21 protein-coding genes and 1 pseudogene are annotated in these 25,205 nt (G+C 60.4%); 7 read left to right on the forward strand and 15 right to left on the reverse strand.

Translation table 11 applies throughout. The features are described 5' to 3' along the window. Positions 1-19 precede the first annotated feature (19 nt). The 4 genes and pseudogenes from hemA to KQH55_RS04160 all read right to left on the reverse strand — a co-directional run. A pseudogene (gene hemA, locus KQH55_RS04145) lies at positions 20-1,165 on the reverse strand (glutamyl-tRNA reductase); the annotation flags it as partial. A gap of 637 nt (positions 1,166-1,802) precedes the next feature. Further along, positions 1,803-2,360: a recombinase family protein gene (locus tag KQH55_RS04150; RefSeq protein ID WP_235090255.1), complete on the reverse strand. Its 558-nt coding sequence runs from the start codon at positions 2,358-2,360 to the stop codon at positions 1,803-1,805. Then, on the reverse strand, positions 2,354-2,746 hold the full coding sequence (locus KQH55_RS04155; RefSeq protein WP_235090256.1) for a DUF86 domain-containing protein: 393 nt from the start codon (positions 2,744-2,746) through the stop codon (positions 2,354-2,356). The genes KQH55_RS04150 and KQH55_RS04155 overlap by 7 nt, the downstream gene beginning before the upstream one ends. Continuing rightward, positions 2,743-3,033: a nucleotidyltransferase family protein gene (locus KQH55_RS04160; RefSeq protein WP_235090257.1), complete on the reverse strand. Its 291-nt coding sequence runs from the start codon at positions 3,031-3,033 to the stop codon at positions 2,743-2,745. The genes KQH55_RS04155 and KQH55_RS04160 overlap by 4 nt, the downstream gene beginning before the upstream one ends. Positions 3,034-3,621: 588 nt before the next feature. On the opposite strand from KQH55_RS04160, the gene KQH55_RS04165 reads away from it, so the two are divergent. Next, positions 3,622-5,442 (forward strand): aminopeptidase P family protein, encoded by a 1,821-nt coding sequence (locus KQH55_RS04165; protein WP_235090258.1) that lies wholly within the window; start codon positions 3,622-3,624, stop codon positions 5,440-5,442. A gap of 25 nt (positions 5,443-5,467) precedes the next feature. On the opposite strand, the gene ettA is transcribed toward KQH55_RS04165, so the two are convergent. Continuing rightward, complete coding sequence (gene ettA / locus KQH55_RS04170; RefSeq protein ID WP_235090259.1) at positions 5,468-7,135, reverse strand: energy-dependent translational throttle protein EttA; 1,668 nt, start codon at positions 7,133-7,135, stop codon at positions 5,468-5,470. A 588-nt stretch (positions 7,136-7,723) separates the two neighbouring features. On the opposite strand from ettA, the gene KQH55_RS04175 reads away from it, so the two are divergent. Beyond that, a complete protein-coding gene (locus KQH55_RS04175; RefSeq protein WP_235090260.1) occupies positions 7,724-9,595 on the forward strand; it encodes an ABC transporter ATP-binding protein in 1,872 nt (623 codons plus the stop codon). Between the two features lie 228 nt (positions 9,596-9,823). On the opposite strand, the gene ychF is transcribed toward KQH55_RS04175, so the two are convergent. The 4 genes from ychF to KQH55_RS04190 all read right to left on the reverse strand — a co-directional run bounded on the left by ychF (position 9,824) and on the right by KQH55_RS04190 (position 13,246). Next, positions 9,824-10,918 (reverse strand): redox-regulated ATPase YchF, encoded by a 1,095-nt coding sequence (gene ychF / locus KQH55_RS04180; protein ID WP_076796889.1) that lies wholly within the window; start codon positions 10,916-10,918, stop codon positions 9,824-9,826. Positions 10,919-11,096: 178 nt separating this feature from the next. Next, a complete protein-coding gene (locus KQH55_RS04185) occupies positions 11,097-11,405 on the reverse strand; it encodes a hypothetical protein (RefSeq protein WP_076796890.1) in 309 nt (102 codons plus the stop codon). Between the two features lie 12 nt (positions 11,406-11,417). Next, positions 11,418-11,546 carry a hypothetical protein gene (locus KQH55_RS16490; RefSeq protein ID WP_255710704.1) on the reverse strand — a complete coding sequence of 43 codons (129 nt, stop codon included), beginning with the start codon at positions 11,544-11,546 and terminating at the stop codon, positions 11,418-11,420. Then, the gene (locus KQH55_RS04190) at positions 11,543-13,246 is read right to left on the reverse strand and encodes a site-specific DNA-methyltransferase (RefSeq protein WP_235090261.1); all 1,704 of its coding nucleotides are present in this window, start codon (positions 13,244-13,246) and stop codon (positions 11,543-11,545) included. The genes KQH55_RS16490 and KQH55_RS04190 overlap by 4 nt, the downstream gene beginning before the upstream one ends. Before the next feature lie 346 nt (positions 13,247-13,592). On the opposite strand from KQH55_RS04190, the gene KQH55_RS04195 reads away from it, so the two are divergent. After that, positions 13,593-13,853 (forward strand): hypothetical protein, encoded by a 261-nt coding sequence (locus KQH55_RS04195; RefSeq protein WP_170872443.1) that lies wholly within the window; start codon positions 13,593-13,595, stop codon positions 13,851-13,853. 148 nt (positions 13,854-14,001) lie between these two features. On the opposite strand, the gene KQH55_RS04200 is transcribed toward KQH55_RS04195, so the two are convergent. Then, positions 14,002-14,424, reverse strand: a complete 423-nt coding sequence (locus KQH55_RS04200; RefSeq protein WP_235090262.1) for a hypothetical protein — start codon at positions 14,422-14,424, stop codon at positions 14,002-14,004. Positions 14,425-15,424: 1,000 nt separating this feature from the next. Beyond that, positions 15,425-16,507, reverse strand: a complete 1,083-nt coding sequence (locus KQH55_RS04205) for a hypothetical protein (protein ID WP_235090263.1) — start codon at positions 16,505-16,507, stop codon at positions 15,425-15,427. A 374-nt stretch (positions 16,508-16,881) separates the two neighbouring features. Here KQH55_RS04205 and KQH55_RS04210 point away from each other — a divergent pair, with 374 nt between their 5' ends. The 4 genes from KQH55_RS04210 to KQH55_RS04225 all read left to right on the forward strand — a co-directional run bounded on the left by KQH55_RS04210 (position 16,882) and on the right by KQH55_RS04225 (position 21,418). Continuing rightward, positions 16,882-18,063 (forward strand): UbiH/UbiF family hydroxylase, encoded by a 1,182-nt coding sequence (locus KQH55_RS04210; protein ID WP_235090264.1) that lies wholly within the window; start codon positions 16,882-16,884, stop codon positions 18,061-18,063. A gap of 32 nt (positions 18,064-18,095) precedes the next feature. After that, positions 18,096-18,839 (forward strand): DsbC family protein, encoded by a 744-nt coding sequence (locus KQH55_RS04215; protein WP_076785535.1) that lies wholly within the window; start codon positions 18,096-18,098, stop codon positions 18,837-18,839. 76 nt (positions 18,840-18,915) lie between these two features. Next, positions 18,916-20,709, forward strand: a complete 1,794-nt coding sequence (locus KQH55_RS04220; RefSeq protein ID WP_076796893.1) for a M61 family metallopeptidase — start codon at positions 18,916-18,918, stop codon at positions 20,707-20,709. 115 nt (positions 20,710-20,824) lie between these two features. Further along, on the forward strand, positions 20,825-21,418 hold the full coding sequence (locus tag KQH55_RS04225) for an FMN-dependent NADH-azoreductase (RefSeq protein ID WP_076787467.1): 594 nt from the start codon (positions 20,825-20,827) through the stop codon (positions 21,416-21,418). A gap of 220 nt (positions 21,419-21,638) precedes the next feature. Here KQH55_RS04225 and KQH55_RS04230 read toward each other — a convergent pair whose 3' ends face one another. Genes KQH55_RS04230 through trpD form a run of 4 tightly spaced genes read right to left on the reverse strand, consistent with a single transcriptional unit; the run spans position 21,639 to position 25,165 of the window. Then, positions 21,639-22,610 carry a uracil-DNA glycosylase gene (locus tag KQH55_RS04230; RefSeq protein WP_306666072.1) on the reverse strand — a complete coding sequence of 324 codons (972 nt, stop codon included), beginning with the start codon at positions 22,608-22,610 and terminating at the stop codon, positions 21,639-21,641. A 51-nt stretch (positions 22,611-22,661) separates the two neighbouring features. After that, positions 22,662-23,303 (reverse strand): CYTH domain-containing protein, encoded by a 642-nt coding sequence (locus KQH55_RS04235; protein WP_235090273.1) that lies wholly within the window; start codon positions 23,301-23,303, stop codon positions 22,662-22,664. A gap of 5 nt (positions 23,304-23,308) precedes the next feature. Beyond that, positions 23,309-24,115, reverse strand: coding sequence for an indole-3-glycerol phosphate synthase TrpC (gene trpC, locus KQH55_RS04240; RefSeq protein WP_235090265.1), 807 nt, complete (start codon positions 24,113-24,115; stop codon positions 23,309-23,311). An 18-nt stretch (positions 24,116-24,133) separates the two neighbouring features. Then, entirely contained in the window at positions 24,134-25,165 is a 1,032-nt protein-coding gene (trpD, locus tag KQH55_RS04245; RefSeq protein ID WP_235090266.1) for an anthranilate phosphoribosyltransferase, read from the reverse strand. Between the last annotated feature and the right edge of the window lie 40 nt (positions 25,166-25,205).

The raw sequence follows: 25,205 nt of genomic DNA on the forward strand, positions 1-25,205 counted from the left end.
CGGCGGGTGACGAGCGCCACTAACGCTCGGAGAGGCCGGCGTGCTGGTAGAAGCCGGACATCAGCTCGACCAGCTTGTCACGATCGCCGCCGGCCGCGTGGGTCAGCGCATGCGTCGGGCCATGGATGAACTTATTGGTCAGCGCCTGCGACAGTGCCTCGAGCACGGCGGCGGGATCGTCGCCGCGTGCCAGCATTTTCTGGGCGCGCTCCAACTCCACACGGCGCAGCCGGTTGGCTTGCGTGTGCATGTGACGGATCACCGGCACGATGCTGCGTTGCTCAAGCCAGTGCATGAAGGCTTGCACGCGTGTCTCGATAATCGCCTCGGCCTGCGCGACGGCGGCCTGCCGGATGGCATTGCCTTCCCGCACGATCGAGCCGAGGTCGTCCACCGTATAAAGGAACACGTCGTCCAGCTCGGCCACTTCGGGCTCGATGTCGCGCGGCACCGCCAGGTCCACCATGAACATCGGCCGGTGCTTGCGCGCCTTGACCGCGCGTTCCACCGCGCCCAGGCCGATGAGCGGCAGGGTAGACGCGGTACACGACACGACGATGTCGAACTCGTGCAGCCGCGACGGCAGATCGGCGAGCATGATCGCCTTGCCGCCGAAGCGCTCGGCCAGCTTGCTGCCGCGCTCCACGGTGCGGTTGGCGACAATCAATTCACGTGGATTGTGCGCAGCGAAATGCGTCGCACACAACTCGATCATCTCGCCAGCACCGATGAACAACACGCGTTGCCCGGCGATGTTCTCAAAAATGCGTTGCGCCAGTCGCACTGCCGCGGCGGCCATCGATACCGAATGTGCGCCGATCTGCGTCTGCCCGCGCACTTCCTTGGCCACCGCGAACGTGCGCTGAAACAACTGGTTCAGATAGGTACCGAGCGCACCGGCTTCTGATGCGGTACGCACAGCGTCCTTCATCTGGCCCAGGATCTGGGTTTCGCCGAGCACCATCGAGTCCAGGCCCGATGCTACTCGCATCGCATGGCGGACTGCTTCGGACTGCGGCAACGCGTAGATATGCGGTGCAAGCGCCTCGACCGGGATCCGGTGATAGCTCGACAGCCACGCGATCGCATGCTCACGCGCGGCGCGGTCGTCAGTCGCACAGTAGATTTCGGTCCGGTTGCAGGTCGACAGTATCGCGGCCTCCGCCAGTGCTTGCGGTGCGTGCGCAATACGCGCGACGGCGCTGGTGGACGCGATGCGCGCCTCATCGCGTCGCGCCCACGCGTCCTTGAGCGTGTGCAAGGCTGGCTTGATCTGCTCGAGCGGAAACGCCACGCGCTCGCGCAATGCGACCGGCGCGGTGTGGTGGTTGATTCCGATGGTGAGCAGATGCATTGGTTGCCGTCAAAAGTAGCGGTCATTATAACTTTTTTGGCTGTTGGCAACCCCGGACGCTGGCGTGCTAAGGGCGGCTCATCGCGGCCGGCTGGCGTTCGATGACGATACCCAATATTCTTGTGCTGGGCGACTTTTCCCGGCGCCGTTCACCTTCCCGATTCGACTAACCGCCGGGATCCTGATTGGCGGCGATCGCCAGTGGCACTGCCACGCGCACGAGCCGCACGTACACGATTAATGGCGTGACGGTGTCGGACAGCGGCCAGTCGATTCATGCGAGGCTGCGTCTGCCCACTGTTCGTTCGTCTCTTGGGCTAGGCTTGGGCCATAACCCCGAACATAAAAGGCTGCCAGCTACCGTTGACGCCGGTGTTGCGTTTGGCAAACCGCGCGTGTCGTTGAATGGCATCAACCGTGAAATACGGACATCCTAAAATAAAGCACGTCAAGCGTGCGCAGAGGCTGGCACCCAGCGGTAGAGCGTCGGGATCGACACGCCGAGGTTCTTGGCCACGTCTTTGGGCGGGACGCCACTTGCCAGGAGTTGCCTAGCCGATTTGATCTTGCTGTCGGTCATCTTCGGCTTGCGCCCTCCCTTGCGGCCGAGCTGCTTGGCAACTTCCAATCCGGCACGGGTGCGTTCGACGGTTAACTCGCGCTCCATTTCGGCCAACCTAGCCATGACGTGGAAGAAGAAGCGGCCGGACAGTGTACCGGTGTCAATGGAGTCGGTAAGGCTTCGGAACTGGATGCCGCGTTTGTGCAAATCGCTGACTAGATCGATCAGTTGCTTGACCGGCCGGCCAAGCCGGTCAAGCTTCCAGACGACTAGCGTGTCACCCTCACGCAACATGTCGAGCGTTCTGGCCAAGCCGGGCCGGTCTGCTCGCGTGCCGTTCACCTTGTCTTCGAAGACCTTTAGGCATCCGGCCTTGGTCAAGGCTTCACGTTGCAGCGCAAGTTCCCGATCCTGCGTCGAGACGCGCGCATAGCCGATCAACATGGCTTGTCGCCCACCCGATCGTTGCGTTCTGCTTGGTCAGCGTGTTGGCGCACGGCGGGCAGTCGCTTAAGCAGCTCCGGCAGCGCCGCTTGAACGGTGTCCCACACCACGTCGAGATTGATGTCGAAATAGCCGTGAGCGATGCGGTTGCGCATACCGCGCATATTGCGCCACGGCAATTCGGCATGCGCCTGCGCGAACTCGGCGTAGCCGTCCATCATCTTCGTAGCGGCCTCTCCGATGATGATGAGGCTCATGATGACGGCCTGTTGGGTGCGCTTGTCTTGAAGAAAGTCCTCTTTGGCTAAGCCCTCCACGAAGCTGCACGCATCGGCTGCGGCTTGCTGCATGTGGTCGAGATAATCGGGCAGTCGATTCTCAATCATACCGGCTGCGCCTGCGCGAGCACCTTGGCCCGGAACTTCGGCGGCAGATCACCGGGCGTCAATACATCAACGTGAACGCCGAGTAGCGATTCCAGCTCGTCTTGCAGGCCGCCTAGGTCGAACAGCGTCGCACCAGGCAGCGCATCGACCAGCAGATCAATGTCGCTGCCATCTCGGTCGGTGCCGTGCAGCACCGAGCCGAAGATGCGCGGGTTCGCCGTGCGAAAGCGGCTTACCGCTTCGCGCACTGCGCTGCGTTTCATGTCAAGCACCACGGACGGCCGCATGGGGACCCTTTCTTATCGAAACTCGTTGAAATAATATGCAATCGAGAACGTAGTTTCAAGCACTATTCGCCGCCCGGCAGAACAGGGACCGCCCAGTCGTAATCTTGAGTTTGTCAGCATCGGGCAGCCCAAGGTCGGCAAAGAGTTGTCCGAGCTGTGTTGAACCTCGATGCCTTCGATGATTCGTTTTTGCATTTCGGCGCTCCTGTGCCAATGCCTCGGCCACCTTCAGCCGAGCACGGATGATGTCTCCTTGTCAGACGCCGGCCCGCGGCCTAAACTCGCCAGCCTGGGCATGACCAGTTGTGGCGCACCGTCAATCCGATGCCTGTCCGGAGCCGTACCCCATGATTCAGAACCGAAATGCCTGCCGTGGATGTTCGTCAGACGAATTCCACGATGCTTGACACAATGCGCTGATGGGCTGGATCGGCACCTTACTGCTGGGTGCCGCGATTGGCGGCTTTGGCTGGTGGCGCCATCCAGCACGCCGCACGGCGGCACTGCCGGCGCTTATTGTTGGCGCATTGGCCGCTGGCGCGGTTAAACTGGCTCGCTTGGCTCACCTCCTTTTCGCCGATGAACTCAATGAATGTCCGACAACCCGCCGCCGATCAGGCGGTCTCCTTCGCCGAGCGGCTGGCGTGGCTGCGCGATGCGATGAAACGTGCCGATCTGGCCGCGTATATCGTGCCGTCTGCCGATCCGCACTTGTCCGAGTACCTGCCGCAACGCTGGCAGGGCCGTGCGTGGTTATCCGGCTTCACCGGCTCGGCTGGCCTGTTGGTCGTGACCCCGGACTTTGCGGGACTGTGGACCGACAGCCGCTACTGGGTGCAGGCTGCCACGGAACTGGCCGACAGCGGCATCGAGTTGATGAAGATTCAAGCTGGACAGGCGCAGCCTCATGTGGACTGGCTCGCCGCACACCTGGAACCCGGTGCGCGGGTCGGCGTGGATGGCAGCACGCTTGGCTTGGCCGCTGCGCGGGTGTTGCAGGACGCGTTGCAGGCGGCTGGCGTGCAACTGCGCGCCGACGTGGACCTGCTCGAGTTGATCTGGGACGGCCGGCCAACGCTGCCTGGGACGCCGGTGTACGAGCACGATCCCGCCTACGCGCCCGTGACCCGCGCGCAAAAGCTCGACCAGGTGCGCAGCGCGATGCGCGACAAGGGGGCGCACTGGCATTTCGTCTCCACGCTGGATGACATCGCATGGATTTTCAACCTGCGCGGTGCCGACGTGAGCTACAACCCGGTATTTGTTGCGCACGCGTTGATTGGGCCGCAGCACGCGACGTTGTACGTGGCCGACGGCAAGATCGACGCGGTGTTGCGCGAGCGGCTGGCACAGGACGGTGTGCGCGTCGCCCCATACCGGGACGCGCCGGCGGCGCTGGCCGCGATCGAGCCGGGCAGCAGGCTGCTGATCGATCCGCGCCGCGTCACGTATGGGTTGATGCAAGCCGTGCAGCCTGGTGTGAAATTCGTCGAGGTGGTGAATCCGTCGACCTTTGCAAAGTCGCGCAAGATGGAAGCGGAAGCCGTCCATGTGCGCGCGACGATGGAGCAGGACGGCGCCGCGCTCGCGGAATGCTTTGCGTGGTTCGAACAGGCGCTCGGGCGCGAGCGCATCACCGAGTTGACGATCGACGAAAAGCTCACCGCCGCACGAGCACGCCGCCCCGGCTTCGTGTCCCTGAGTTTTCCAACGATCGCCGCGTTCAACGCCAACGGTGCGATGCCGCACTATCGCGCGACGCCGCAGTCGCATGTGCTGATCGAAGGCGACGGTCTGCTGTTGATCGACTCCGGCGGTCAGTATCTGGGCGGCACCACCGATATTACACGCGTCGTGCCGGTGGGCCGGACCAGTGCCGAACAGCGGCGCGATTTCACGCTGGTGCTCAAAGGTATGATTGCGCTGTCGCGCACGACGTTTCCGCGTGGCGTGCGCTCGCCGATGCTAGACGCGATAGCACGGGCGCCGATTTGGGATGCATGCATGGACTTTGGGCACGGCACGGGCCATGGGGTCGGCTATTTCCTGAACGTGCATGAAGGACCGCAGGTGATTTCGCACTACGCGCCAGCCGAGTCCTACACGGCGATGGAAAAAGGCATGATCACGTCGAACGAGCCTGGTATCTACCGTCCCGGCCAGTGGGGCATCCGCATCGAAAACCTGCTGCTGAGCCAGCCGGCGCGCACGACCGAGTTCGGCGAGTTCCTCTGCTTCGAGACGCTGACGCTGTGCCCGATCGATACCCGCTGCATCGAGCGGTCGTTGCTGCGTGAAGATGAAGTGGCCTGGCTCAACGCTTACCACGCGCAAGTGCGTGAGCGGGTCGGCAAGCATTTGAGCGGCGACGTGAAAGCGTGGCTCGAGACCCGTACTGCGCCAATCTGACGCACAAGCGGCCCGCGACCGGATGTCAACGCGTGATCGGCTTGTACCGCAGCCGCTTCGGTGCGGCTGCCTCGTCGCCGAGACGCGCCCGCTTGTCGGCTTCATATTCCTGGTAGTTGCCATTGAAGAACACCACCTGCGAATCGCCTTCGAACGCGAGGATGTGCGTGGCAATCCGGTCCAGGAACCAGCGATCGTGCGAAATCACCATCACCGATCCCGCGAACTCGAGCAGCGCATCCTCGAGCGCGCGCAACGTTTCGACGTCCAGGTCGTTTGATGGTTCGTCCAGCAGCAGCACGTTGCCTCCGGCGATCAGCGTCTTGGCCATGTGCAACCGTCCGCGTTCGCCCCCCGACAGGTTCCCCACCTGCTTTTGTTGGTCGGCGCCGCGGAAATTGAAGCGGCCGATGTACGCGCGCGACGGCGTTTCGTAGCGGCCGACCGTCAGCAAGTCCGCGCCGCCGGAAATCTCCTCGAACACCGTCTTGTCGGCGGCCAGCGCATCCCGGCTTTGGTCCACGTAGGCGAGTTTGACCGTGGGTCCGAGCTTGACGGTGCCGCAGTCCGGTTGCTCGCGGCCCGTGATCATCCGGAACAGCGTCGACTTGCCCGCACCGTTCGGCCCGATGATGCCGACGATCGCGCCGGGCGGTACCGAAAAGCTCAGATTGTCGATCAGCAGGCGGTCGCCGAAGCTTTTGCTGACGTTCTGGAACTCGATGACTTCGTTGCCGAGACGCTCGCCCACCGGGATGAAGATTTCCTGTGTCTCGTTGCGCTTCTGGTATTCGACGCTGTTCAGTTCCTCAAAGCGGGCGATACGCGCCTTGGACTTGGCCTGGCGGCCCTTCGGGTTCTGGCGTACCCACTCCAGTTCCTTATGGATCGCCTTCTGACGAGCGGACTCCGCTGCCTCTTCCTGCTTTAAGCGAGTTTCTTTCTGGTCCAGCCAACTGCTGTAATTGCCTTTCCACGGGATGCCGTGGCCCCGATCCAGTTCTAGAATCCACTGCGCTGCGTTATCCAAGAAGTAGCGATCGTGCGTGACGGCCACGACCGTGCCCGGGAAGCGCACCAGAAACTGTTCGAGCCACTCGACCGATTCCGCGTCGAGGTGGTTCGTCGGCTCATCGAGCAGCAGCATGTCGGGCTTTTGCAGCAGCAGCTTGCACAGCGCGACACGGCGTTTCTCGCCACCGGACAAGTGCTCGATCCTGGCGTCCCATGGCGGCAGTCGCAGCGCGTCGGCTGCCACCTCGAGTTGCTGCTCGGCGCTACCGCCTTCGGCGGTGGCCAGGATCGCCTCGTACTTCGCTTGTTCGGCGGCCAGCGCGTCGAAGTCGGCGTCCGGCTCGGCATAGGCCGCGTAGATTTCATCAAGCCGCTGCTGCGCGTGGAACAGCTCGCCGAGGCCTTCTTCGACCGCCTGCTTGACCGTGTGTTGCGGGTTGAGTTGTGGTTCCTGGGGCAGGTAGCCGATCTGGATGTTGGACATCGGGGTGGCGTCACCCTCGATGTCTTTGTCCAATCCGGCCATGATTTTCAGCAAGGTCGATTTGCCCGAGCCATTCAGGCCGAGTACGCCGATCTTCGCGCCAGGAAAGAATGACAGCGAGATGTCCTTTAGGATATGTCGCTTGGGCGGCACGATCTTGCCGACCCGGTTCATGGTAAAGACGTATTGAGCCATCGGGTTTGCGTAATAGAGACGAAGCTGGAGGGGGCAGCTTGGCGCGGGCGCGAAGCGCATGCGCGGCTGACTAAAACCATTATTGTACGGCTCCGGGCGACGATGATGGATCGCATCGGCAGTGTGGTAGCTTGGCCCGCGTGCAAGCGGTGCTATAGAACAAGCTGGGGTGAGGAGCAAGGCGGGGCGCGCCCGGAAGTGAGGGGCTATGCGTCGCTACGATAAGGCAGGATACCGCCGTGGAGCGCGTTGCGGCGCGACACCGCCTGGTCGTGGCCGTAGCATGTTAAATTGCCGTAGTTTGCAGTTGCATTGTGCTGCTGCTACGATTCGATTTTGGGCATTCCCGCTTTTCTTTTCTGATCAACAGACACCGAGGGAGGCGCGGTGATGCTGATACCGCAGATCGCCGTCCCACGTGTGGCGCCACATCATCGTTAGATCGCTGCCGGCGCGGGTTGCCAAGCACCCGCGCGGCCTCCCGACAGATCCGTTGTTTGTCGCCGGTTTATCCGGTCCGCATCGTCTGTCCGTTTCTGTTTCTCTTTTGGGACAGTCCCGCGACCCGCGAGTCGTGGGCGGTTGCAAATGACTCGAAAAAAAATCGACTTTGGCGGACAGGCCTTCAAGGCTGTCCTCGGTTTCACCTTTTCGCATTGGGGCAAGCAGCCCTGGCGGATCGCGGTGATCGCATCACTGGCGTTGCTGTCGGCGCTCGCCGATGTGCTGACGCCGCTTTATGCGGGACGCCTGATCGATGCGCTCGCCACCGGCGCGAGCGGCGCCGCAGGCAAGCAGGCCGCGTGGGGCGCGGCGGTTTCGGCCTTCTGGACTGTTGCGACGCTGGGGTTGGGTGGCATGTTGATGCGCCAGTTCGGTTTTTTGAGCATCATTGCGCTCACGTTAAAAATGATGAGCGAGACTGCGTCCAGCGCGTTCTATCGCGTGCAGCGTTTCTCCGCCGACTGGCACGCGAACAGCTTTGCCGGCTCGACCGTGCGCAAGATCACGCGCGGCATGTGGGCACTGGACCTGCTCAACGACACATTGCTAATCGCGCTGTTGCCGTCGCTGGTGATGCTCGTTGGCGCCACCGTGCTGCTCGGCGTGCAATGGCCGGTGATGGGCATCGTGGTCGGCATCGGATCGATCGCGTATGTCGCAGTCACCGTGATGTTGTCGCTTGGCTACGTGGCTCCGGCCGCGCGGCTGGGTAATGCGTGGGACACGCGGATGGGCGGCGCGTTGGCCGACGCGGTCAGTTGCAATGCCGTGGTGAAGGCGTTTGGCGCTGAACAGCGCGAGGACATGCGCCTTGCCCGTGTGATCGGCAAGTGGCGGCAACGCACGCGCCGTACTTGGATACGCGGCACGATCAGCGGTAGCGTGCGGGGCAGCATGTTGGTTGCGATGCAAGCTGCGATGCTTGGAGCGGCCCTGCTGCTGTGGGTTCGCGACTTGGCCAGCGTAGGCGATATCACCTTTGCGCTGACCATGTTCTTTATGTTGCAGGGGTATCTGCGCGACGTGGGCATGCACATCCGCAACCTGCAGCGTTCAGTCAACGACATGGAGGAACTGGTGTCGTTGCAGGCGCAGCCCTTGGGTATCGACGACAAACCGGGCGCGGGGCGTATCATGATTCGACGGGGCGCGATCTGCTTCGAGCACGTGACGTTCCGATACGGCGCTCACCTGACACCGCTGTACAAGGATTTCTCTGTGCGCATCGCCCATGGCGAGCGTGTCGGCCTGGTCGGCCATTCAGGCTCGGGCAAGACGACGTTTATTAAGCTGATCCAGCGGCTGCACGACGTAAGCGGCGGGCGGATCACGATCGACGGGCAGAATATCGCCAACGTCCAGCAGGCGTCGCTGCGCAGCCAGATTGCGATCGTGCAGCAGGAGCCGCTGTTGTTCCATCGCTCGCTGGCCGAAAACATTGCGTATGCGAAGCCCGGCGCAAGCCGTGCGCAGATCGAGCGTGCGGCGAAGTTGGCCAGTGCTCACGACTTCATCACCGCGCTGCCCGACGGCTACGAGACGTTGGTCGGCGAGCGGGGTATCAAACTGTCCGGTGGCGAGCGCCAGCGGGTGGCGATCGCGCGTGCCTTTCTTGCCGATGCGCCGATCCTAATTTTGGACGAGGCGACCTCCAGCCTAGACAGCGAGAGCGAGGTGCTGATCCAGCGGGCGATGGAGCGATTGATGATGGGGCGTACGACGCTGGTCGTCGCGCACCGGCTGTCCACGGTCCGAACACTGGACCGGCTGCTCGTGATGGATAAGGGGCGGATTGTCGAGGAAGGCAGCCACGATGAATTGATTCGCGTGGAGGGTGGCCTCTACCGACGGTTGTTCGAGCGCCAGGCGCTGGAGTTAACGCGGGGATGGGACGCCACCGGTGCGGCTGTGGGGCGCCGGCAGGCCGCGGTCGCAGGCGTGCCGGATGCCGATTGATCGCTGCCGTTGCCTGAGTAGCGGCGGGGACGGCCGCAATGCACGGACATGGCGGCGGGTGACTCGCGGACATCCCGCAATTAACGAGGACCGTTCCGCTCGCGTGCGCCCGCCATCGGCGGGCCTTGCATAGCGGATGTTCGAGGATGTTGGCGGCGTGGCCGGCGCCGGCCAGCGGCATGGTGTTGTGAAAGCAGCGCTATTGGACCGCACGCCGGCAACAGCGCGTTAGACGTTGAACAAGAAGTTCATCACATCCCCATCCTGGACGACGTACTCCTTGCCTTCGGCGCGCATCTTGCCCGCTTCCTTCGCGCCTTGTTCTCCTTTGTACGTGATGTAATCATCGTACGAAATCGTCTGAGCGCGGATAAAGCCGCGCTCGAAATCCGTATGGATGACACCGGCCGCTTGCGGTGCCGTATCACCGACATGGATGGTCCACGCGCGCACTTCCTTGACGCCGGCGGTGAAGTACGTCTGCAGCCCCAGCAGCTTGAAGCCTGCCCGGATCACGCGATTCAGTCCAGGCTCGTCCATGCCCATGTCGGACAGAAAAATGCCTTTTTCATCGTCCGGTAACTCGGCGATTTCCGCTTCGATGGCGGCGCACACGGCGACGACCGGCGAGCCTTCCTTCGCTGCGTAGCCATGCACCGCATCGAGGTACGGATTGTTCTCGAAACCGTCCTCCCGCACGTTAGCCACGTACATCGTCGGCTTCGCAGTAATTAGGCAGAACGGCTTGATCAACGCACGTTCGTCCTCGGACAGATCCATCGCACGGACCGGGCGTACCTGGTCCAGCTGTGCGCGTACCTTGTCCAACACGGCTGCTAGCTTGACTGCTTCCTTGTCATTGCCCGATTTTGCCGCCTTCGAATAGCGTGCGAGCGCCTTCTCCACGGTCGCCAGGTCAGCCAGCGCCAACTCAGTATGGATTACTTCGATGTCCGCGAGCGGGTCCACCTTGCCGGCGACGTGAATCACGTTGTCGTCGTCAAAGCAGCGCACCACGTGCGTGATCGCATCCGTCTCGCGGATGTTGGCCAGGAACTGGTTACCCAGACCTTCGCCCTTGCTCGCACCCGCGACGAGCCCGGCGATATCGACGAACTCGACGACCGCTGGAAGCACGCGTTCAGGCTTGACGATCTGTGCCAAAGCGTCGAGCCGCGGATCCGGCACCTCGACCACGCCGACATTTGGCTCGATCGTGCAAAACGGATAGTTCTCGGCAGCAATGCCTGCCTTAGTCAGCGCGTTAAAGAGAGTGGACTTACCGACGTTGGGCAAGCCGACGATGCCGCATTTGAGGCTCATGAAATTTCCTGAAGTATCAATCGTTTAAGCGCTGTCTCTATGCGACAGCGGTGGCGATGCCGGGAAAAGGCGGCAGCCAGGCGATGAGAGCAACTCGCACAAATCGGAGCGGAAACGCAGCGATTTTGTATAAATTTTAATCACGAAAATGGCAATTGTAACGTTTTTGGAGGCGCTTCTAGCCAAGGGTGCAGGCAAGTCGGGTATGGTTTTGCGGGACAGGATTTTGTGCGGTCTTTGTCTGTGGGTTGGGAGTGGGACCACCCTGATTGCCGATGATTTCATCGCTATGCGGCGCATACGAAATCTGTATTTCCGCAATGAAGATGATTCTTTTTGCCCGCTGCGAGCGGGTGTTTGCGGCTTGACCAATCAGCGTGGCATAGGGCGCGAACCAGAGCCAGACGACGTTATCGAGCGACGAGAAGCGCGCAACGACTTCGGTTGCAATCAGCGTTTTGCCAATGCCAGTCGGTGCCTGAAGCATGACGGCCGCCGACTACTTGCACAGCGTGTTCAACTCGCCCGGATTCGTTAACCGATTGTAGTCGTCGCGCAGATTCGGGAATCGTTCGACCAGCGCAGCGATATGCCGCTCCTGGAACGGTAACGGGTCGATGCGGCTCATGCTTGAATGCCCCCGAGCTTGCCAAATCGGAAGCCGCGCGTCAGGTCGGACGGCACTTCTCGTAGGTTGTTTTCGTTGACCACATCCACCAATGCCGCTGGCGTCCAGGTATAGACAATGGCTTGTGGATGCTCGGCCAGTGCTTCGCGCAGGGCGGTTTTCATCTTCGCCGTGGTGTTTGGTACATAGATGATGACCTCTTGCATCCAGGCCGACACCGAAATCAGCCTGCCGCGCTCGGACAGAGGATGATGGTGCTTCATCTGGATATACGACCAGACCATGCCATCGTCCAGCCGTTCTTCCAGGCGATGCGTCGGGATGTGGCGGGCACGCACGTATGCGAAATCGCCGCCGAGGCCTTCGACCTGGCCAGCCTTAGCGGACGTGTAGCCTTCGATTGCTCGCCGTACTCGCGTCGCGCACACATCGCGGCACAGGTTTTTGTCCGGCTCGGAATCGGTGGCTTCGTTGTTAGATACCAGAATGAAACGGCGCTCGCCGTCATCTTCCTTGTTGAGTTGCAACATGGCTTGTGCCAGCGTGCCGGAACCGGCAAAGAAGTCGAGAACCAAATCGCCGGGTTTTGTTGCCAAACGCAGGATACGGTCCATCAACTGTAATGGCTTTGGGGTCGAAAATACATCTTCGTTTCTGTCCTTTGACAATATTTCATTGAGCTGCTTTTTTGCGTCTTGTGTGTGGCCTACGGCGTCGTAGGTCCACAGCGTTTGAGGTACGACGCCTTGCTTGACCTCGGAGAGAAACCGTTTGACGGCAGGAGTGTTATTTCCATTTTTCCCCCACCAAATTCGATTATCCGCATCCAATTCAAGGAGTTTTTCCTTTGAAATTCGCCAGTATGTGCCCGCCGGCGGACCTTCGATTACTCGCCCGGAGGGACAGGTTACCGGATACCGACCTGCGCTATATGGATTGCGCGCCGTCATATTTTCGGCCTTCCATACACCACGAGCATCATTATCGAGATTTTTATATGCCTTGTCTTGTTCTGCTGAACGAGGTAAAGGATTCGGTCGCCAAATATTCCGGTCGGCAGCGTAAATTAACACGTACTCATGGTCATCAGAGAAATGAATGGCCGTATTTTTCGGGGAATAGACTTTCTGCCAAATAACATTGGCGATGAAATTTCCTTCGCCAAACACCTTATTCATTAACAATCCGAGGTTAAATAGCTCGTTATCGTCGATGGACACAAAAATAACCCCATCTTCCGTAAGCAGGTCTTTGGCTAGCCGTAGCCGCTGATACATGAACTCCAACCACGTCGAATGCCGATAGCGATTGGTCGAGTCAAAATAACTGTCGTTGTAAACAAAATCTTTACGCCCCGTGTTATACGGTGGGTCAATATAGATAAGCTTGACCTGCCCGGCATAGGTACTGACTAGGTTGCGCAAGGCATCGTAGTTGTCGCCTTCGATGATGAGATTGCGCCATGGTGCCGCACCGCACGACAACGAGGGGCTTAGCTCAAGCGCGACAAAATCGCGGTTCAGTGCCTTGTCTTGCACAATGTTCTTGCTTTCCCAGACTAAGCCATATGGGGTCTGGCGGTCGCGTCGCCTCAACATCTCAATAAGCGTTTCGCGCGGAAGGTTTTCGTACTCCGCTGCATTCAGGCGCGATGCCTTGTCCGAGTCTGCTTGAGGAGCGTTCTGCAAGTTTTGAGTCATCTGCACAAAGTGATGCTATGAAGTCGAAGCCGTGATGATAGATGCTTCGGGGCTGTCGTGATGGCCGTTCTCATGTGAGGAAAAAATTGGCAGCCAGGGTCGAGGATGACGCTACAGCATCCATCCATTTTTGCCGATAACCAGATTTTCTGGATTTTAGCTTCAAAGCATATACAGCATCATAACCTTGTATCTGTTATACGTAATAGGGAACGGGCTGGCATGTGAGGTGGATTATAAGAGATGATCAGAGAAGTCCGGTAATTCTGGTTGCGAATGTGCGTCCGCGCGATGTCATGAATACTCTTTTATGGTGATAATCGAGATTCGTTACTTGGGTTGAAAATTGAGTAAAGAAGATTCAACGAAAAAATCGATGGCTAGATTCATTGCCAACCTCATGAATCCGTCGACGGGTGATGAGATTACACAGATAATCGAGGATTACGGATACGTCGATAACTATGACGCACGGAGTAAATTAAATGGATTGTGTCTTACGTTTGACAACGGAAAACGCATGATAGAGCAAGTGGTGCACGTGGATTACTATGCCGACGAAGTATCTGCCATGCCTGTTCCTATTGCAAAAAAATCAGACACCTGAAGCAATCAATTCGGCGCCATCGCGCGCCACAGAAATTGGGGAAATATTGAGGAGCGTCAGCTATTAATACGTTTAATTTGACGAGCTGAGATCAAGATTGGGCCATGAACTGAAAAACGGCCTGGCCGATGCGCTTACTCTGGTTTGTTTATGCTCGTTTTTTTAGGGATGATGCGCGAAGACATCGCGAACTGGCGGCTGCCGTTCCTGGGTGGCTGGCTTGAAAAAACACTATAGCCAGAAAATGGTTCTCGGGACAAGAAAAAAGAATTTCTGAAAATGTGGCGACTGGGAAAATACAAAACAAAAACACGATACCCGCAATCGCGATGTCGTTCGCGATGCTGCGGTGGCGGAACTGCGCCGAGCTGAAGCGCCTCACCCAATCCTTGCCCGATACCGCCGGCATGCCGAGCTGCTGCGCGAGCCAGCGCACGCCTGTTTCGGCAAGCGTGTAAATCAGACTGTTATCAGGTGCCCGCGCTCGCAGTACCTGGCGAGCTAGATACAGCCGGCGCAGCGTGTGCTGCGCCATCAGCCGGGCCGATGGAGCCGGCATCCGCGGCTGCATGTCCGGCTCGCTGGCCGGCTTCCGCAACCAGGGCTGCCAGAGTAGCGCACCAAGCGACTTTGTGGGCAGCCAGCCGAACCGATTGAGCGCGCGCAGTACGCGCGCTTCGTTCTGGCTAGCCACAATCCGGCCGTCCTACGCTGTCACAGTATGTCTCTGCGATAGTTTCGACATTTCCGTATAGCGTGCGCATGCCCATATGTGCCCCTGTATGCTCGAGGTCATACAAGGGAATAAAGCCGCTTCTGCGGCAAGGTCACCATCCCCTTACGTGGTTTGCACGGACACATGGGGATTCGTCGGGTTGGACGCCCGCCGTATCCTTAAAACCAGCGCCCCAAGCTGCGCATGTAGGGATTGCGCCCATTCAGGCGCGACGCCGGTTTCGTCGCGGGTATCGCATACCGCCGTCTTTCGTCACTGCGTCGCACAACCAATGGTGACTCTACGCATGGCAGTCAGGTTGAACCTGCACATGGGTCCCGGCGACGACGCAGAGCTGGTCATCACGATTCTGATGCCGAACGAGGACTAATTTTCACCTGCCCCGCGAAAAGACGCGTGGCATTTCACTACCTCCTCACAAGGAGAGCCGCTATGTATCCAGTCAATCCAGCAACAAGTTTATCGATGAGCACCGACGACTACAGCGGCGTCGATGTTGGCGGCAACCCATATGGCACGAGTCTGTAGTCCGCCGCAATCCCTGGTTGCGGGTTTGAACAGGGAGCCGTATGAGTCAGAAGGGGCGGGCACTGCCGAAGTCCGGCAGTGCCTGATTGATGCATCAACGCTGACGCTTGGCTGTTGCGTTACGCGGTAGATGAGGTATCTTGGCGATGCCCTATTGGGGCAGCATAGGCTCGCTCAAATTTGATGCAAGTTTGCCTCTAGGAAACATGAGGTGACTAGCGCGCTTGCGCGCGCCGAGCGCGACGGCGACGGGATGCGCGACGCATAGCGTTACCCGGGCTGAGCCTCTCGTCGCCGTCCGGGGGCATCACGCGCCGACTGGATGATGACGCGTCTTACGGAAACGCCGACTGGCACGTGAGCTGAAGCTTCTCACGCTGGCCGCGATGCTGGCAAACGAGCGCCTAGTCCTCCCCGTACTGTCGGTATTCGTCGTATCTTGCCGCGTCGGACGGTGTATGCCGGTTTCAATATTTGCATTCGCGGATTCGGTTTTATTTTTTTTCTTGAGAAAACTCTTGACTCGTTTAAGAATGTTTGGCTTTGATGCGAATTGGCTTTGCTGGTCAATAGCCTCTGACGAACCGGTGATATTATGTGCAAATGGCTTAATAGATGATGGAAGGCCGTGATCGTTTATTAATTCCGTTTGCGTGTGGGTTGCCTTGGTTATTCCCTGCTTTAACTGCAACTGCTTTTGGCTGTGTGCATCACTCGCTGCGGGATCCACATCTTTAAATTGACTTTCCAACCATGCTTTAGCCTGCAGTATGCTCTGATTGAGGTCATCGTCCCAAATCTCGTTTATAGAAGAGCGATGGGCTTGAGTCGGTTTTGATTCGGGACTTTGCTTTGCCGGTTGGCTCGCCTGGGACGCTGCACTATGGGTAGGTTGAGCCACCGGGCGACCTGCTGACATTGAGGCTCGTACATGTGCTGCGTAGCGCGATGCATCGGTATCGTACTTTGCAGAGCGGCGCTCCGGTGTCCGGGGCTGCTCGTCGTTTTGCGCGCGGTCCTGATGCTGCGCACTCAGTTTATTTTTGTCAAGAGGATTAGCATGTGGATTCTTCAATGCTTTTAAAAATTTGTCGCCCTTTTCTTTGGCTTCTTCTAAATTCGAGAAGCTGGGCACTCTCCTGAGGCTGGTCGGCTGAAAGGATGCTGTATCACGTGCCTGGGAGCTCTCTCCAAGCAGCAATTGGTAAAACTGATCAAGAGTAACGGGTTTCCGTGGTGAAGTTGGCTGCTGTGTCCGCTGGGCAGCACCTCTAAATGGATTGTGGTCTTCTGCGCTGAATGGGTTATCGCTTGCCGAACCTGATACGGCGAGTTGCGTTATGTGCCGATCCGCGAGGGCATTATTTACTTGCATATCGTCAACCAGCATGATTAATTGGAGTTTGCACTTTAACGATTTTGCTTGAGGCGGGATGCCAATTGCGCGATTCCGGGAGGACATAAACGAAGCTACGTAATCATTGATTTGCCTGTGTTTTAATATCCGCCATAATCGGTATATTCTCGGACGGGTGAGGGCTTCATGCAGTTGACGACGCAGTGGTTAATGCAAAAATTGCATCGCAAGCTGTGGCTTGTGTTTGTTGATTAATACATTACGTGCCGTGTACTAGTGTGCTGGACGGGGCGTTCCGCACCGATGTTGTCCGGTGCAATCGTGTACCTGTTCGCCGACCGCAAATGCGGCCCTTGCGCGTAGTATCTCGGCCCGAGATCGCCGGCCCCGGCCGCTATAATGTGCCGATGAATTCCGCACATTCGAACCATCAGGTCATCGTAATCGGCGGCGGGCTGGTCGGTAAGGCCGCCGCGCTCGCGCTGACTCAAGCCGGCCTGCGCGTCGCGTTGCTCGCGCAGCGCGCGCCCGAGCCAAGCGAATATCGGTTCGACACGCGTATCTATGCGCTGTCGTCCAGTTCACAAGCGTTGCTGGAGCGGCTGCGGGTCTGGCAAGCGCTTGACCCGGCGCGGTTGTGTCCAGTGTACGACATGCGTGTGTTCGGCGATGCGCACGCGCAACTCCATTTTTCTGCATTTCAGGCGGCGGTTCCGCAGCTGGCGTGGATCGTTGAATCAAGCTTGATCGAACGCGCGCTCGACGCAGCATTGCAGTTTCAGCCGCTACTGACCTGGTGCGAATCGCGGGCACAGGCACTACAATACCACCCGGAAGCCGTCAGCGTGACGCTGGACGATGCGCGGGTGTTGTCTGCCGACCTGGTCGTCGGTGCGGATGGTGCGCACTCGTGGGTGCGGCAGCAGGTCGGCGCGAAGGTAAAACGGCGCGACTACCGGCAAACGGGTGTTGTGGCGAATTTCCGATGCAACAAGCCGCATCACGAAACCGCATTCCAGTGGTTCATCGACGGCGAGATCCTCGCGTTGCTGCCGTTACCGGACTCGCACGTGTCGCTAGTCTGGTCCGCCCGTACCGAGCACGCAAATGGGTTGCTGCAACTGGACCTGGCCGCGCTGGCCGAACGGATCGAGGCCGCCACGGGCGGTGCTAGTTTGCGTCAGGTCGGCACGCTCGAAGGCGTGACCCCCGCGCGAGGATTTCCGCTGGCGCTGCAGACAGTGGACCGGCTGATCGCACCGCGCGTGGCGCTCGTCGGCGATGCGGCTCACCTGATCCATCCGCTCGCGGGGCAGGGGGTCAACCTCGGGCTGCGCGACGTCGCTGCGTTGCTAGATGTGGTGAACCGCAAGGAACCGTTTCGTGACCTCGGCGATCTGACGCTGCTTAGACGTTACGAGCGTTCGCGCCGCGAGGACATTCAAAAGTTGACTATCGCAACCGATGGGCTGCAGCGGTTGTTTGCGCTGCCGGGCGGTCTGGCCCGTGGCATTCGCAACGTCGGGATGGCGATGGTCGGCGCGCAGCCATTCATCAAGCGCTGGCTGGTGTCGGCTGCGCTCGGCTGACGTGTATGCGCTCAATCAAACAAGGAACCATGATGACACTTCGAATTCGCACGATCGCGCTGACCTCGGTGGCCGGTGCGCTGCTGGCAGCCGCCGCGTTGGCAAGCTATTCCGCATTTGCCGATCCGAGCCTAGATAGCGTGAAGGCCGCGGTGCAGAACCGGCTTGGTTCCGACGCGAGCATCAAGGGCGTGGCTAAGACGCCGATCGCCGGGCTGTACGAGGTCAATCTTGGCAAGGAAATCGTCTATAGCGACGCCAATGCCGATTATCTGGTGCTGGGCGACCTGGTGGAGACTCGCACGCGGAAGAACCTGACGCAGGTACGCAACGACGAGTTGAACAAGGTCGATTTCGCGAGCCTGCCACTGGCCAACGCCGTCAAGGTTGTCAAGGGTAATGGCGCGCGCAAACTCGCAGTGTTCTCTGATCCGAATTGCGGATACTGCAAGCGGCTGGAGACGACGCTGAAGGGACTCGACAATATCACCGTCTACACCTTCCTGTATCCGATGCTTTCGCCCGACTCCGACGTGAAGGCGAAGGCGATTTGGTGTTCGGCGGACCGCGCGAAGGCGTGGCAGGCGTGGATGCTCGATCATCAGTCACCGAGCGGGGCCGGTAATTGCGATACCAGCGCGCTGCAGAAAAACCTGGCGCTGGGCCAGAAGTTGAATGTGAGCGGCACGCCGACGATCATCCTGGCCGACGGGCGCCGGCTCCCCGGCGCGGTGCCGGCCGAGCAACTCGACAAGGCTCTGTCCGCGCAGCATTGACGTTTCGCCCAGTGGCGGTCCGTGGCTCCCGATTCGTTCGTCCGGCCGGCGGGCCGGCGCCTACCTGCGTATCCCGATGAAGCCGATTCGTTATTCCATCATCCCGAAGCACCCGGCTGCCCACTTGTTCGAGGTCACGTTGACCGTGGCGGATCCGGATCCGGACGGCCAGCAGTTTATGTTGCCGGTTTGGATACCGGGCAGTTATCTGGTACGCGAATTTGCACGCCATATTGTGACGCTGAGGGCGACGAACCAGGCCGGCCGTAAGGTCGCCGTCGCCAAGCTGAACAAGAACACGTGGCGTGCAGCTGCCGTGGACGGCCCGTTGACGTTGACCTACGAGGTCTACGCGTGGGACCTGTCGGTGCGCGCCGCGCATCTGGACGAGTCGCTCGGTTTTTTTAACGGTACCAGTGTCTTCCTAGCCGTGGCCGGACGTGAGCAGTGGCCGTGCGAGGTGGAGATCCGGCGACCTGAAGGCAACGCCTATCGCGGCTGGCGGGTCGCTACCGCGTTGCGCGAGGCACGTGGCACGCGTCGTTACGCGTTCGGCTTGTACGTCGCACAGGACTACGATGAATTGATCGACCATCCGGTCACGGTTGGCGAGTTCGAACTGGCCCGCTTTGATGCGCACCGCGTGCCGCACGACGTTGTGATGGCAGGTAAGGTACCGGCGCTGGACATGCCGCGGTTGTGCGCAGATTTGAAGCGGATATGCGAAGCGCAGATTGCGCTGTTTGAGCCACGCACGAAGCGTGCGCCGATGGACCGGTACGTGTTCATGACGCTAGCGGTGGGCGACGGATACGGTGGGCTCGAGCATCGCGCGTCGACCGCACTGATCTGCAAGCGCGATGATCTGCCGGTAAAGGGCAAGCCGCAGACCACGGATGGCTATCGCTCGTATCTCGGCCTATGCAGTCACGAGTATTTCCATACCTGGAACGTGAAGCGGATCAAGCCGGCGGCGTTTGCACCGTACGACCTGACGCGGGAAAACTATACGCCGCTGCTTTGGCTGTTCGAGGGGTTCACGTCGTACTACGAAAACCTCATACTGGTCCGAGCAGGGCTGATCTCGCAGGACGAATACTTTGCGCAGTTGGGCAAGACAATCGGCTCTGTGCTGCGCGGCGCCGGGAGATTGCGTCAAACCGTGGCCGAAAGCTCGTTCGATGCATGGATTAAGTACTACCGGCAGGATGAGAATGCGGGCAATGCGATCGTGAGCTACTACACGAAGGGATCGCTGATTGCGCTGGCATTCGACTTGTCGATTCGGGCGCAGACGCGCCATCGCAAGTCGCTCGATGACGTGATGCGTCTGCTGTGGCAACGCTACGGACGCGACTTCTACGCGGGGCGGCTAACCGGCGTCGAGGCGGCCGATATCCCGGCGTTGTTTGCCGAGGCGAGCGGCGCGGACTTGAGCCGGCTCTTTCGTGACGCGGTGAACGGCACGCGCGATTTGCCGCTGGACGCACTACTCGCGCCGTTCGGTGTTGAACTGGCTGCTGCCGGCACGAACGGCAACCCATCGTTGGGGGCGCGCTTGCGTACCGGCAATGACTGTACGCTTGCGAGCGTCTCCGACGGTGGCGCGGCGCAAAAGGCAGGTTTGTCCGCGGGTGACGTGTTGGTGGCCATTGATGGGTTGCGGGTGCCCGGCAGCGGACCTGATGCGCTGCTGGCACGCTATCGGCCCGGTGACGTGGTGCAGGTGCACGCGTTCCGTCGGGACGAATTGCGTACTGTACGACTCAAGCTGGATGCACCGGAGGTGGTGAACTACACGCTTACGGCACGGACGAGTCCTGCGTCGGCCAAGCGCGCGCGCGACGCGTGGTTGCATGCCGGCCGATGATCGTTCCGCCAGTGCAACAATCCGTGTCGCGCAACCCCCTTTTTCGCGCTGTGCCAAAAACTAGAATGGCTCTTGACCGGGCATGACGCTCGAACTGAACCTGACGGAGCCCAAAATGACTACGATTCTCCAGATCAATTCCGCTGCGCGCACGGAGGCGCAATCCACGCTGTTGGCTAATGAATTGACGGCGAAGCTGCAACAGTCGCATCCGGATGCCACGCTGGTCGTGCGGGATCTGTTGACCGATAGCTTGCCGCACCTGGACGAAGCAGCAATTGGCGCCTTCTTCACGCCGGCAGAACAACGCAATGCGCAGCAGCAGGCGATCATCGCCCGCAGCGACGCCTTGGTGGCGGAGTTGAAGGCTGCCGACATCATTGTCATCGGCGCGCCAATGTACAACTTTGGTATCTCCAGCCAGTTGAAGGCGTATTTCGACCATGTCGCGCGTGCTGGCGTGACCTTCCGCTATACGGCGGAGGGCCCACAAGGACTGGTCACGGGCAAGAAGGTGTATGTCGTGAACGCGCGCGGTGGCAAGTATCTCGGCACGCCGGCGGACTTGCAGACGCCTTATTTGAAAACGTTCCTCGCCTTTATCGGCCTGACCGACGTCACGTTCATCTTCGCCGAAGGGCTGAACCTCGGTGAGCAATCCAAACAAAGCGGCCTGGCGGCGGCGCGCGAGGCAATTGCCGCTCTGTGATGAGCAGTTGCCGGCGTGCGGGCATGACGTCGCCAGTAGCACTGCCAGTTCCGAGCGGTGTTCCGGCCTGCCGACTGGGCGGCCAACGGAACGGCGCCCCGAATGGGGTTGGCTTCCGGCCGCTTCCAATCGGCTTCGGGCAGGCTTATAGCCGGCTCCCGGCAGGCCACAATCGGCTCAAGGCAAGCCCCAGTCAACTCATGGCAGGGCACCAGTCGGCTTACAGCACGCGCCAATCGATCGGCTCGCGACCAACCTGGCGCAGATGCTCATTGGCAAGCGCGAAGTGGCGGCAACCAAGGAAGCCGCGGTGCGCCGACAGCGGTGACGGATGCGGTGCTTCGAGAATCCGGTGGCCGCGGCCGTGCAGTAACTGTCGTTTGGCTTGCGCATGCGAGCCCCACAGCATGAACACTAGGCCTTCGTGTTGCGTGGCAAGGTGCTCGATCAGCGTGTCCGTGCATTGCTCCCAGCCACGCTTCGCATGGCTGGCCGCCCGGTTACGCTCGACGGTCAGTACTGTATTGAGCAGCAGCACCCCTTGCCGGGCCCAATGATCCAGGCAGCCATGGCGTGGCACCGCATGGTCGAAGTTCGCTGCGATCTCCTTGAAAATATTGCGTAACGACGGGGGAGGCCGGACGCCGGGGGGGACAGAAAACGCTAGTCCGTGCGCCTGCGGCACGCCGTTGTCCTCGCCGTGATAGGGATCCTGACCCAAGATGACCACCTTGACGTCGTCCGGCGACGTCAGATGCAATGCGCGGAATACGTCCGTCGGATAGACCGTCTTGCCGCTGCTGCGCTCGTAGTCGACGAACTCGCATAGGCGTGCGTATGCCGAACTGCCGATGAACGGTACCAGGTGCGCGCGCCACGCCGGTGGCAGGCTGTCGAATTGTTGTTCGAGGGTGAGTGTCGTGCAAGACGGTGGACATGACCGCGGCGATGGTGCCACCGTGCACTCATGCGGGGGCGGTGGATCGTCGAACAACGACGGTTGCCGAGGGGCAGCCTGTGCGTCGCCGAGCCACGATGGCTGCCGGGATTCGCCGGCGGTGTCGCCGTGCAACGATGATTGCCGATGTTCGGCCCGCGTCTCATCGAGCAACGACGGTTGCTGGCGCTCGGTTCGCTGTTCGTCGGCACCGCGCAATGCGGCGGTGGTGGAGTGTCTAGTGCGGGAAGCCATGATCGCGATAAAGTCGGATGGAAGGGTGGGGCGCCGGCAACTACGGATGGTTCACTGGCCGCTGCGCAACCGATAACCCCGTTCGGCCTTGCTGACGTCCTCGGACGTGGTGCCCGGCAAGCGCTGCTTGAGGACGGCGGCGAGCGCGTCGAGAGCCGCATGCGCACTGGCCTTCGGCGCATCCTTCAGTTCAAGTTCGATTTCGCAGATCGGCGCACGCCGCACTGCGCCGTCCGCCTCGGCCTGCACTTCGCCAATGTCCAGCGCGGCTTCGATGGGTGTGCCGGTCCAGTGAAGCGGCCATAGCGTGCGCGTGAAGTCGGTGCGAAACAGAGGCACGAGCGTCGCCGCAGCGTTGCGCACGAGCGCGCGCGCTTGCGCGTCGCCGCACGCGGCGAGCAGCGCGTCGAGTTCAAGCGCGTCGCCGGCCACCGCCATTTCCCATTCATGGCGACTGTGCACCCCGTCCGACGCGCCGCCGCCGAACTTGAAAGTCTGCAGCCAGCCATCAGGCGTGCGTCGCAATCGCAATGCACCGCCGGCGCGCGCGAGCCTGTCGTCGGGCGTATCGAAGTAGAGATTGGCGAGGGCGGTCGGTTGGCCATCATGTCCACTCAACTCGGCGAGCAGTGCGCGGGCGGCCTCGATCTGCGACGCCGGCAGCGCAAGCTTGATTTCGCGTTCGATGCTCATCGTCGTCATGGACGTTGCAGTCCGAAAAACATGTCGGCGAGCGCGGCACCGGGATTGTCCGCGCGCATGAACGCTTCGCCGACCAGGAAAGTATGAACGTCGGCTGCTCGCATCCGGTCCACGTCGTCGCGCGTCAGGATCCCCGACTCGGTTACCACGATACGCTCGTCGGGAATGCTGTCGAGGAGCCCAAGTGTGGTGTCCAGCGTGACGGCGAACGTGCGCAGGTTGCGATTGTTGACGCCGATCAGCGGTGTCTTTAGCGTCAACGCCACGTCCAGTTCGTGCGCATTGTGCACTTCCACCAGTACCGCGAGCCCCAGCGAATGGGCGTACGCTTCCAGCTCGCGCATCTGCGCTGGCTCCAGCGCGGCGGCGATCAGCAGGATGCAGTCCGCACCCATCGCACGCGCCTCCAACACCTGGTACGGGTCGATGATAAAGTCCTTGCGCAGCACGGGCAGCGGGCACGCGTCGCGAGCCTGCTGGAGGTAGCGCGCGCTGCCCTGGAAAAACGGCACGTCCGTGAGTACCGACAAGCATGCGGCGCCGTGCTGTGCGTACGAGCACGCAATGTCGGCTGGCACAAAAGTTTCGCGCAACACGCCCTTGGAGGGGCTGGCTTTTTTCACCTCGGCGATGATCGCCGGCTGTCCGAGCGCGTGTTTGGCACGCAACGCCGCAACGAAGTCGCGTAGGTCGCCGCGCCGCGCGTGGGCGCTCAGTTGCAACACTGCCAGAGGTGCACTCGCCTGCGCGGCACGGATCTCATCGCGCTTGACTGCAATGATGCGATCGAGAATATCAGTCATGATGGTGCTCTGTTTGGCTCAATGACTCAACTGCTGCGTAAAACGGACAAGTTCATCGACCTTCGCACGGGCGGCTCCGCTGGCGATTGCCTCACGCGCTTGCCGGATCCCGTCGCCGATCGAAGCGACGACGTTGGCCGCATACAGCGCGGTACCGGCATTGAGCGCGACGATCTCGCGGGCAATGCCCGGCGTATTGTCCAGTGCGCTGAGCAGCATTGTTTTCGATTCGTCCGCGTTGGCGACCTTCAGGGAGCGATTCGACACCATTTGCAGACCAAAGTCTTCCGGATGGATCTCGTATTCGTGCACCTGGCCATCGCGCAACTCGCCGACCCGTGTTGCCGCGCCGAGCGATACTTCGTCCATCCCGTCTTGCCCGTAGACGACCAGCACGTGGTTTGCGCCAAGCTGTTGCATCACCCGGACCTGGATGCCAACCAGATCCTCGTGGAACACGCCTTGCAGTTGGTTCGGTGCCCCCGCCGGATTGGTCAACGGTCCCAGTATATTGAAGATCGTGCGTACCCCCATTTCGCGACGGATCGGCGCGACGTTCTTCATCGCCGGATGGTGGTTCGGCGCGAACATGAACCCTATGCCGGTCGCCTCGATAGACTGCGCCACCTGTTCCGGCGTTAGGTTGATGTTGACGCCGAGCGCTTCAAGCACATCGGCGCTGCCGGACTTGGATGACACGCTGCGATTGCCATGCTTGGCGACCTTTGCGCCGGCTGCGGCGGTCACGAACATCGTTGCCGTGGAGATATTGAACGTATGCGAGCCGTCGCCGCCGGTGCCCACGATATCGACAAAGTGCCGGTTGTCGGCTACCTGTACGTGGTGAGCGAACTCGCGCATGACGGTTGCCGCTGCAGTGATCTCTCCGATCGTTTCCTTCTTCACGCGCAGCCCGGTGATGATGGCGGCCACCATGACCGGCGACATTTCTCCGCGCATGATCATCCGCATCAGGTGCAGCATCTCGTCATGGAAGATCTCGCGGTGCTCGATGGTACGCTGCAGCGCTTCCTGAGGGGTGATGGGCATCCGGTTCTCCGTGCGGGTTAGGCCAGTGAGCGGGGGAGAC

Origin of the sequence: Mycetohabitans sp. B3 (assembly GCF_021498065.1) — a bacterium.
GTDB lineage: Bacteria > Pseudomonadota > Gammaproteobacteria > Burkholderiales > Burkholderiaceae > Mycetohabitans.

Bases quoted from the DNA above. Each gene is read 5' to 3' on its own strand.
- KQH55_RS04220 (WP_076796893.1), top strand. From the start codon at position 18,916: ATGAAGCCGATTCGTTATTCCATCATCCCGAAGCACCCGGCTGCCCAC.
- KQH55_RS04190 (WP_235090261.1), bottom strand. From the start codon at position 13,246: ATGACTCAAAACTTGCAGAACGCTCCTCAAGCAGACTCGGACAAGGCA.
- KQH55_RS04185 (WP_076796890.1), bottom strand. From the start codon at position 11,405: ATGCTTCAGGCACCGACTGGCATTGGCAAAACGCTGATTGCAACCGAA.
- trpC (WP_235090265.1), bottom strand. From the start codon at position 24,115: ATGACTGATATTCTCGATCGCATCATTGCAGTCAAGCGCGATGAGATC.
- KQH55_RS04200 (WP_235090262.1), bottom strand. From the start codon at position 14,424: ATGCAGCCGCGGATGCCGGCTCCATCGGCCCGGCTGATGGCGCAGCAC.
- KQH55_RS04225 (WP_076787467.1), top strand. From the start codon at position 20,825: ATGACTACGATTCTCCAGATCAATTCCGCTGCGCGCACGGAGGCGCAA.
- KQH55_RS16490 (WP_255710704.1), bottom strand. From the start codon at position 11,546: ATGAGCCGCATCGACCCGTTACCGTTCCAGGAGCGGCATATCGCTGCG.
- ychF (WP_076796889.1), bottom strand. From the start codon at position 10,918: ATGAGCCTCAAATGCGGCATCGTCGGCTTGCCCAACGTCGGTAAGTCC.
- KQH55_RS04175 (WP_235090260.1), top strand. From the start codon at position 7,724: ATGACTCGAAAAAAAATCGACTTTGGCGGACAGGCCTTCAAGGCTGTC.
- KQH55_RS04150 (WP_235090255.1), bottom strand. From the start codon at position 2,360: ATGTTGATCGGCTATGCGCGCGTCTCGACGCAGGATCGGGAACTTGCG.
- KQH55_RS04155 (WP_235090256.1), bottom strand. From the start codon at position 2,746: ATGATTGAGAATCGACTGCCCGATTATCTCGACCACATGCAGCAAGCC.
- KQH55_RS04160 (WP_235090257.1), bottom strand. From the start codon at position 3,033: ATGCGGCCGTCCGTGGTGCTTGACATGAAACGCAGCGCAGTGCGCGAA.
- KQH55_RS04210 (WP_235090264.1), top strand. From the start codon at position 16,882: ATGAATTCCGCACATTCGAACCATCAGGTCATCGTAATCGGCGGCGGG.
- trpD (WP_235090266.1), bottom strand. From the start codon at position 25,165: ATGCCCATCACCCCTCAGGAAGCGCTGCAGCGTACCATCGAGCACCGC.
- KQH55_RS04165 (WP_235090258.1), top strand. From the start codon at position 3,622: ATGAATGTCCGACAACCCGCCGCCGATCAGGCGGTCTCCTTCGCCGAG.
- KQH55_RS04230 (WP_306666072.1), bottom strand. From the start codon at position 22,610: ATGGCTTCCCGCACTAGACACTCCACCACCGCCGCATTGCGCGGTGCC.
- KQH55_RS04205 (WP_235090263.1), bottom strand. From the start codon at position 16,507: ATGCTGGTTGACGATATGCAAGTAAATAATGCCCTCGCGGATCGGCAC.
- KQH55_RS04235 (WP_235090273.1), bottom strand. From the start codon at position 23,303: ATGAGCATCGAACGCGAAATCAAGCTTGCGCTGCCGGCGTCGCAGATC.
- KQH55_RS04215 (WP_076785535.1), top strand. From the start codon at position 18,096: ATGACACTTCGAATTCGCACGATCGCGCTGACCTCGGTGGCCGGTGCG.
- ettA (WP_235090259.1), bottom strand. From the start codon at position 7,135: ATGGCTCAATACGTCTTTACCATGAACCGGGTCGGCAAGATCGTGCCG.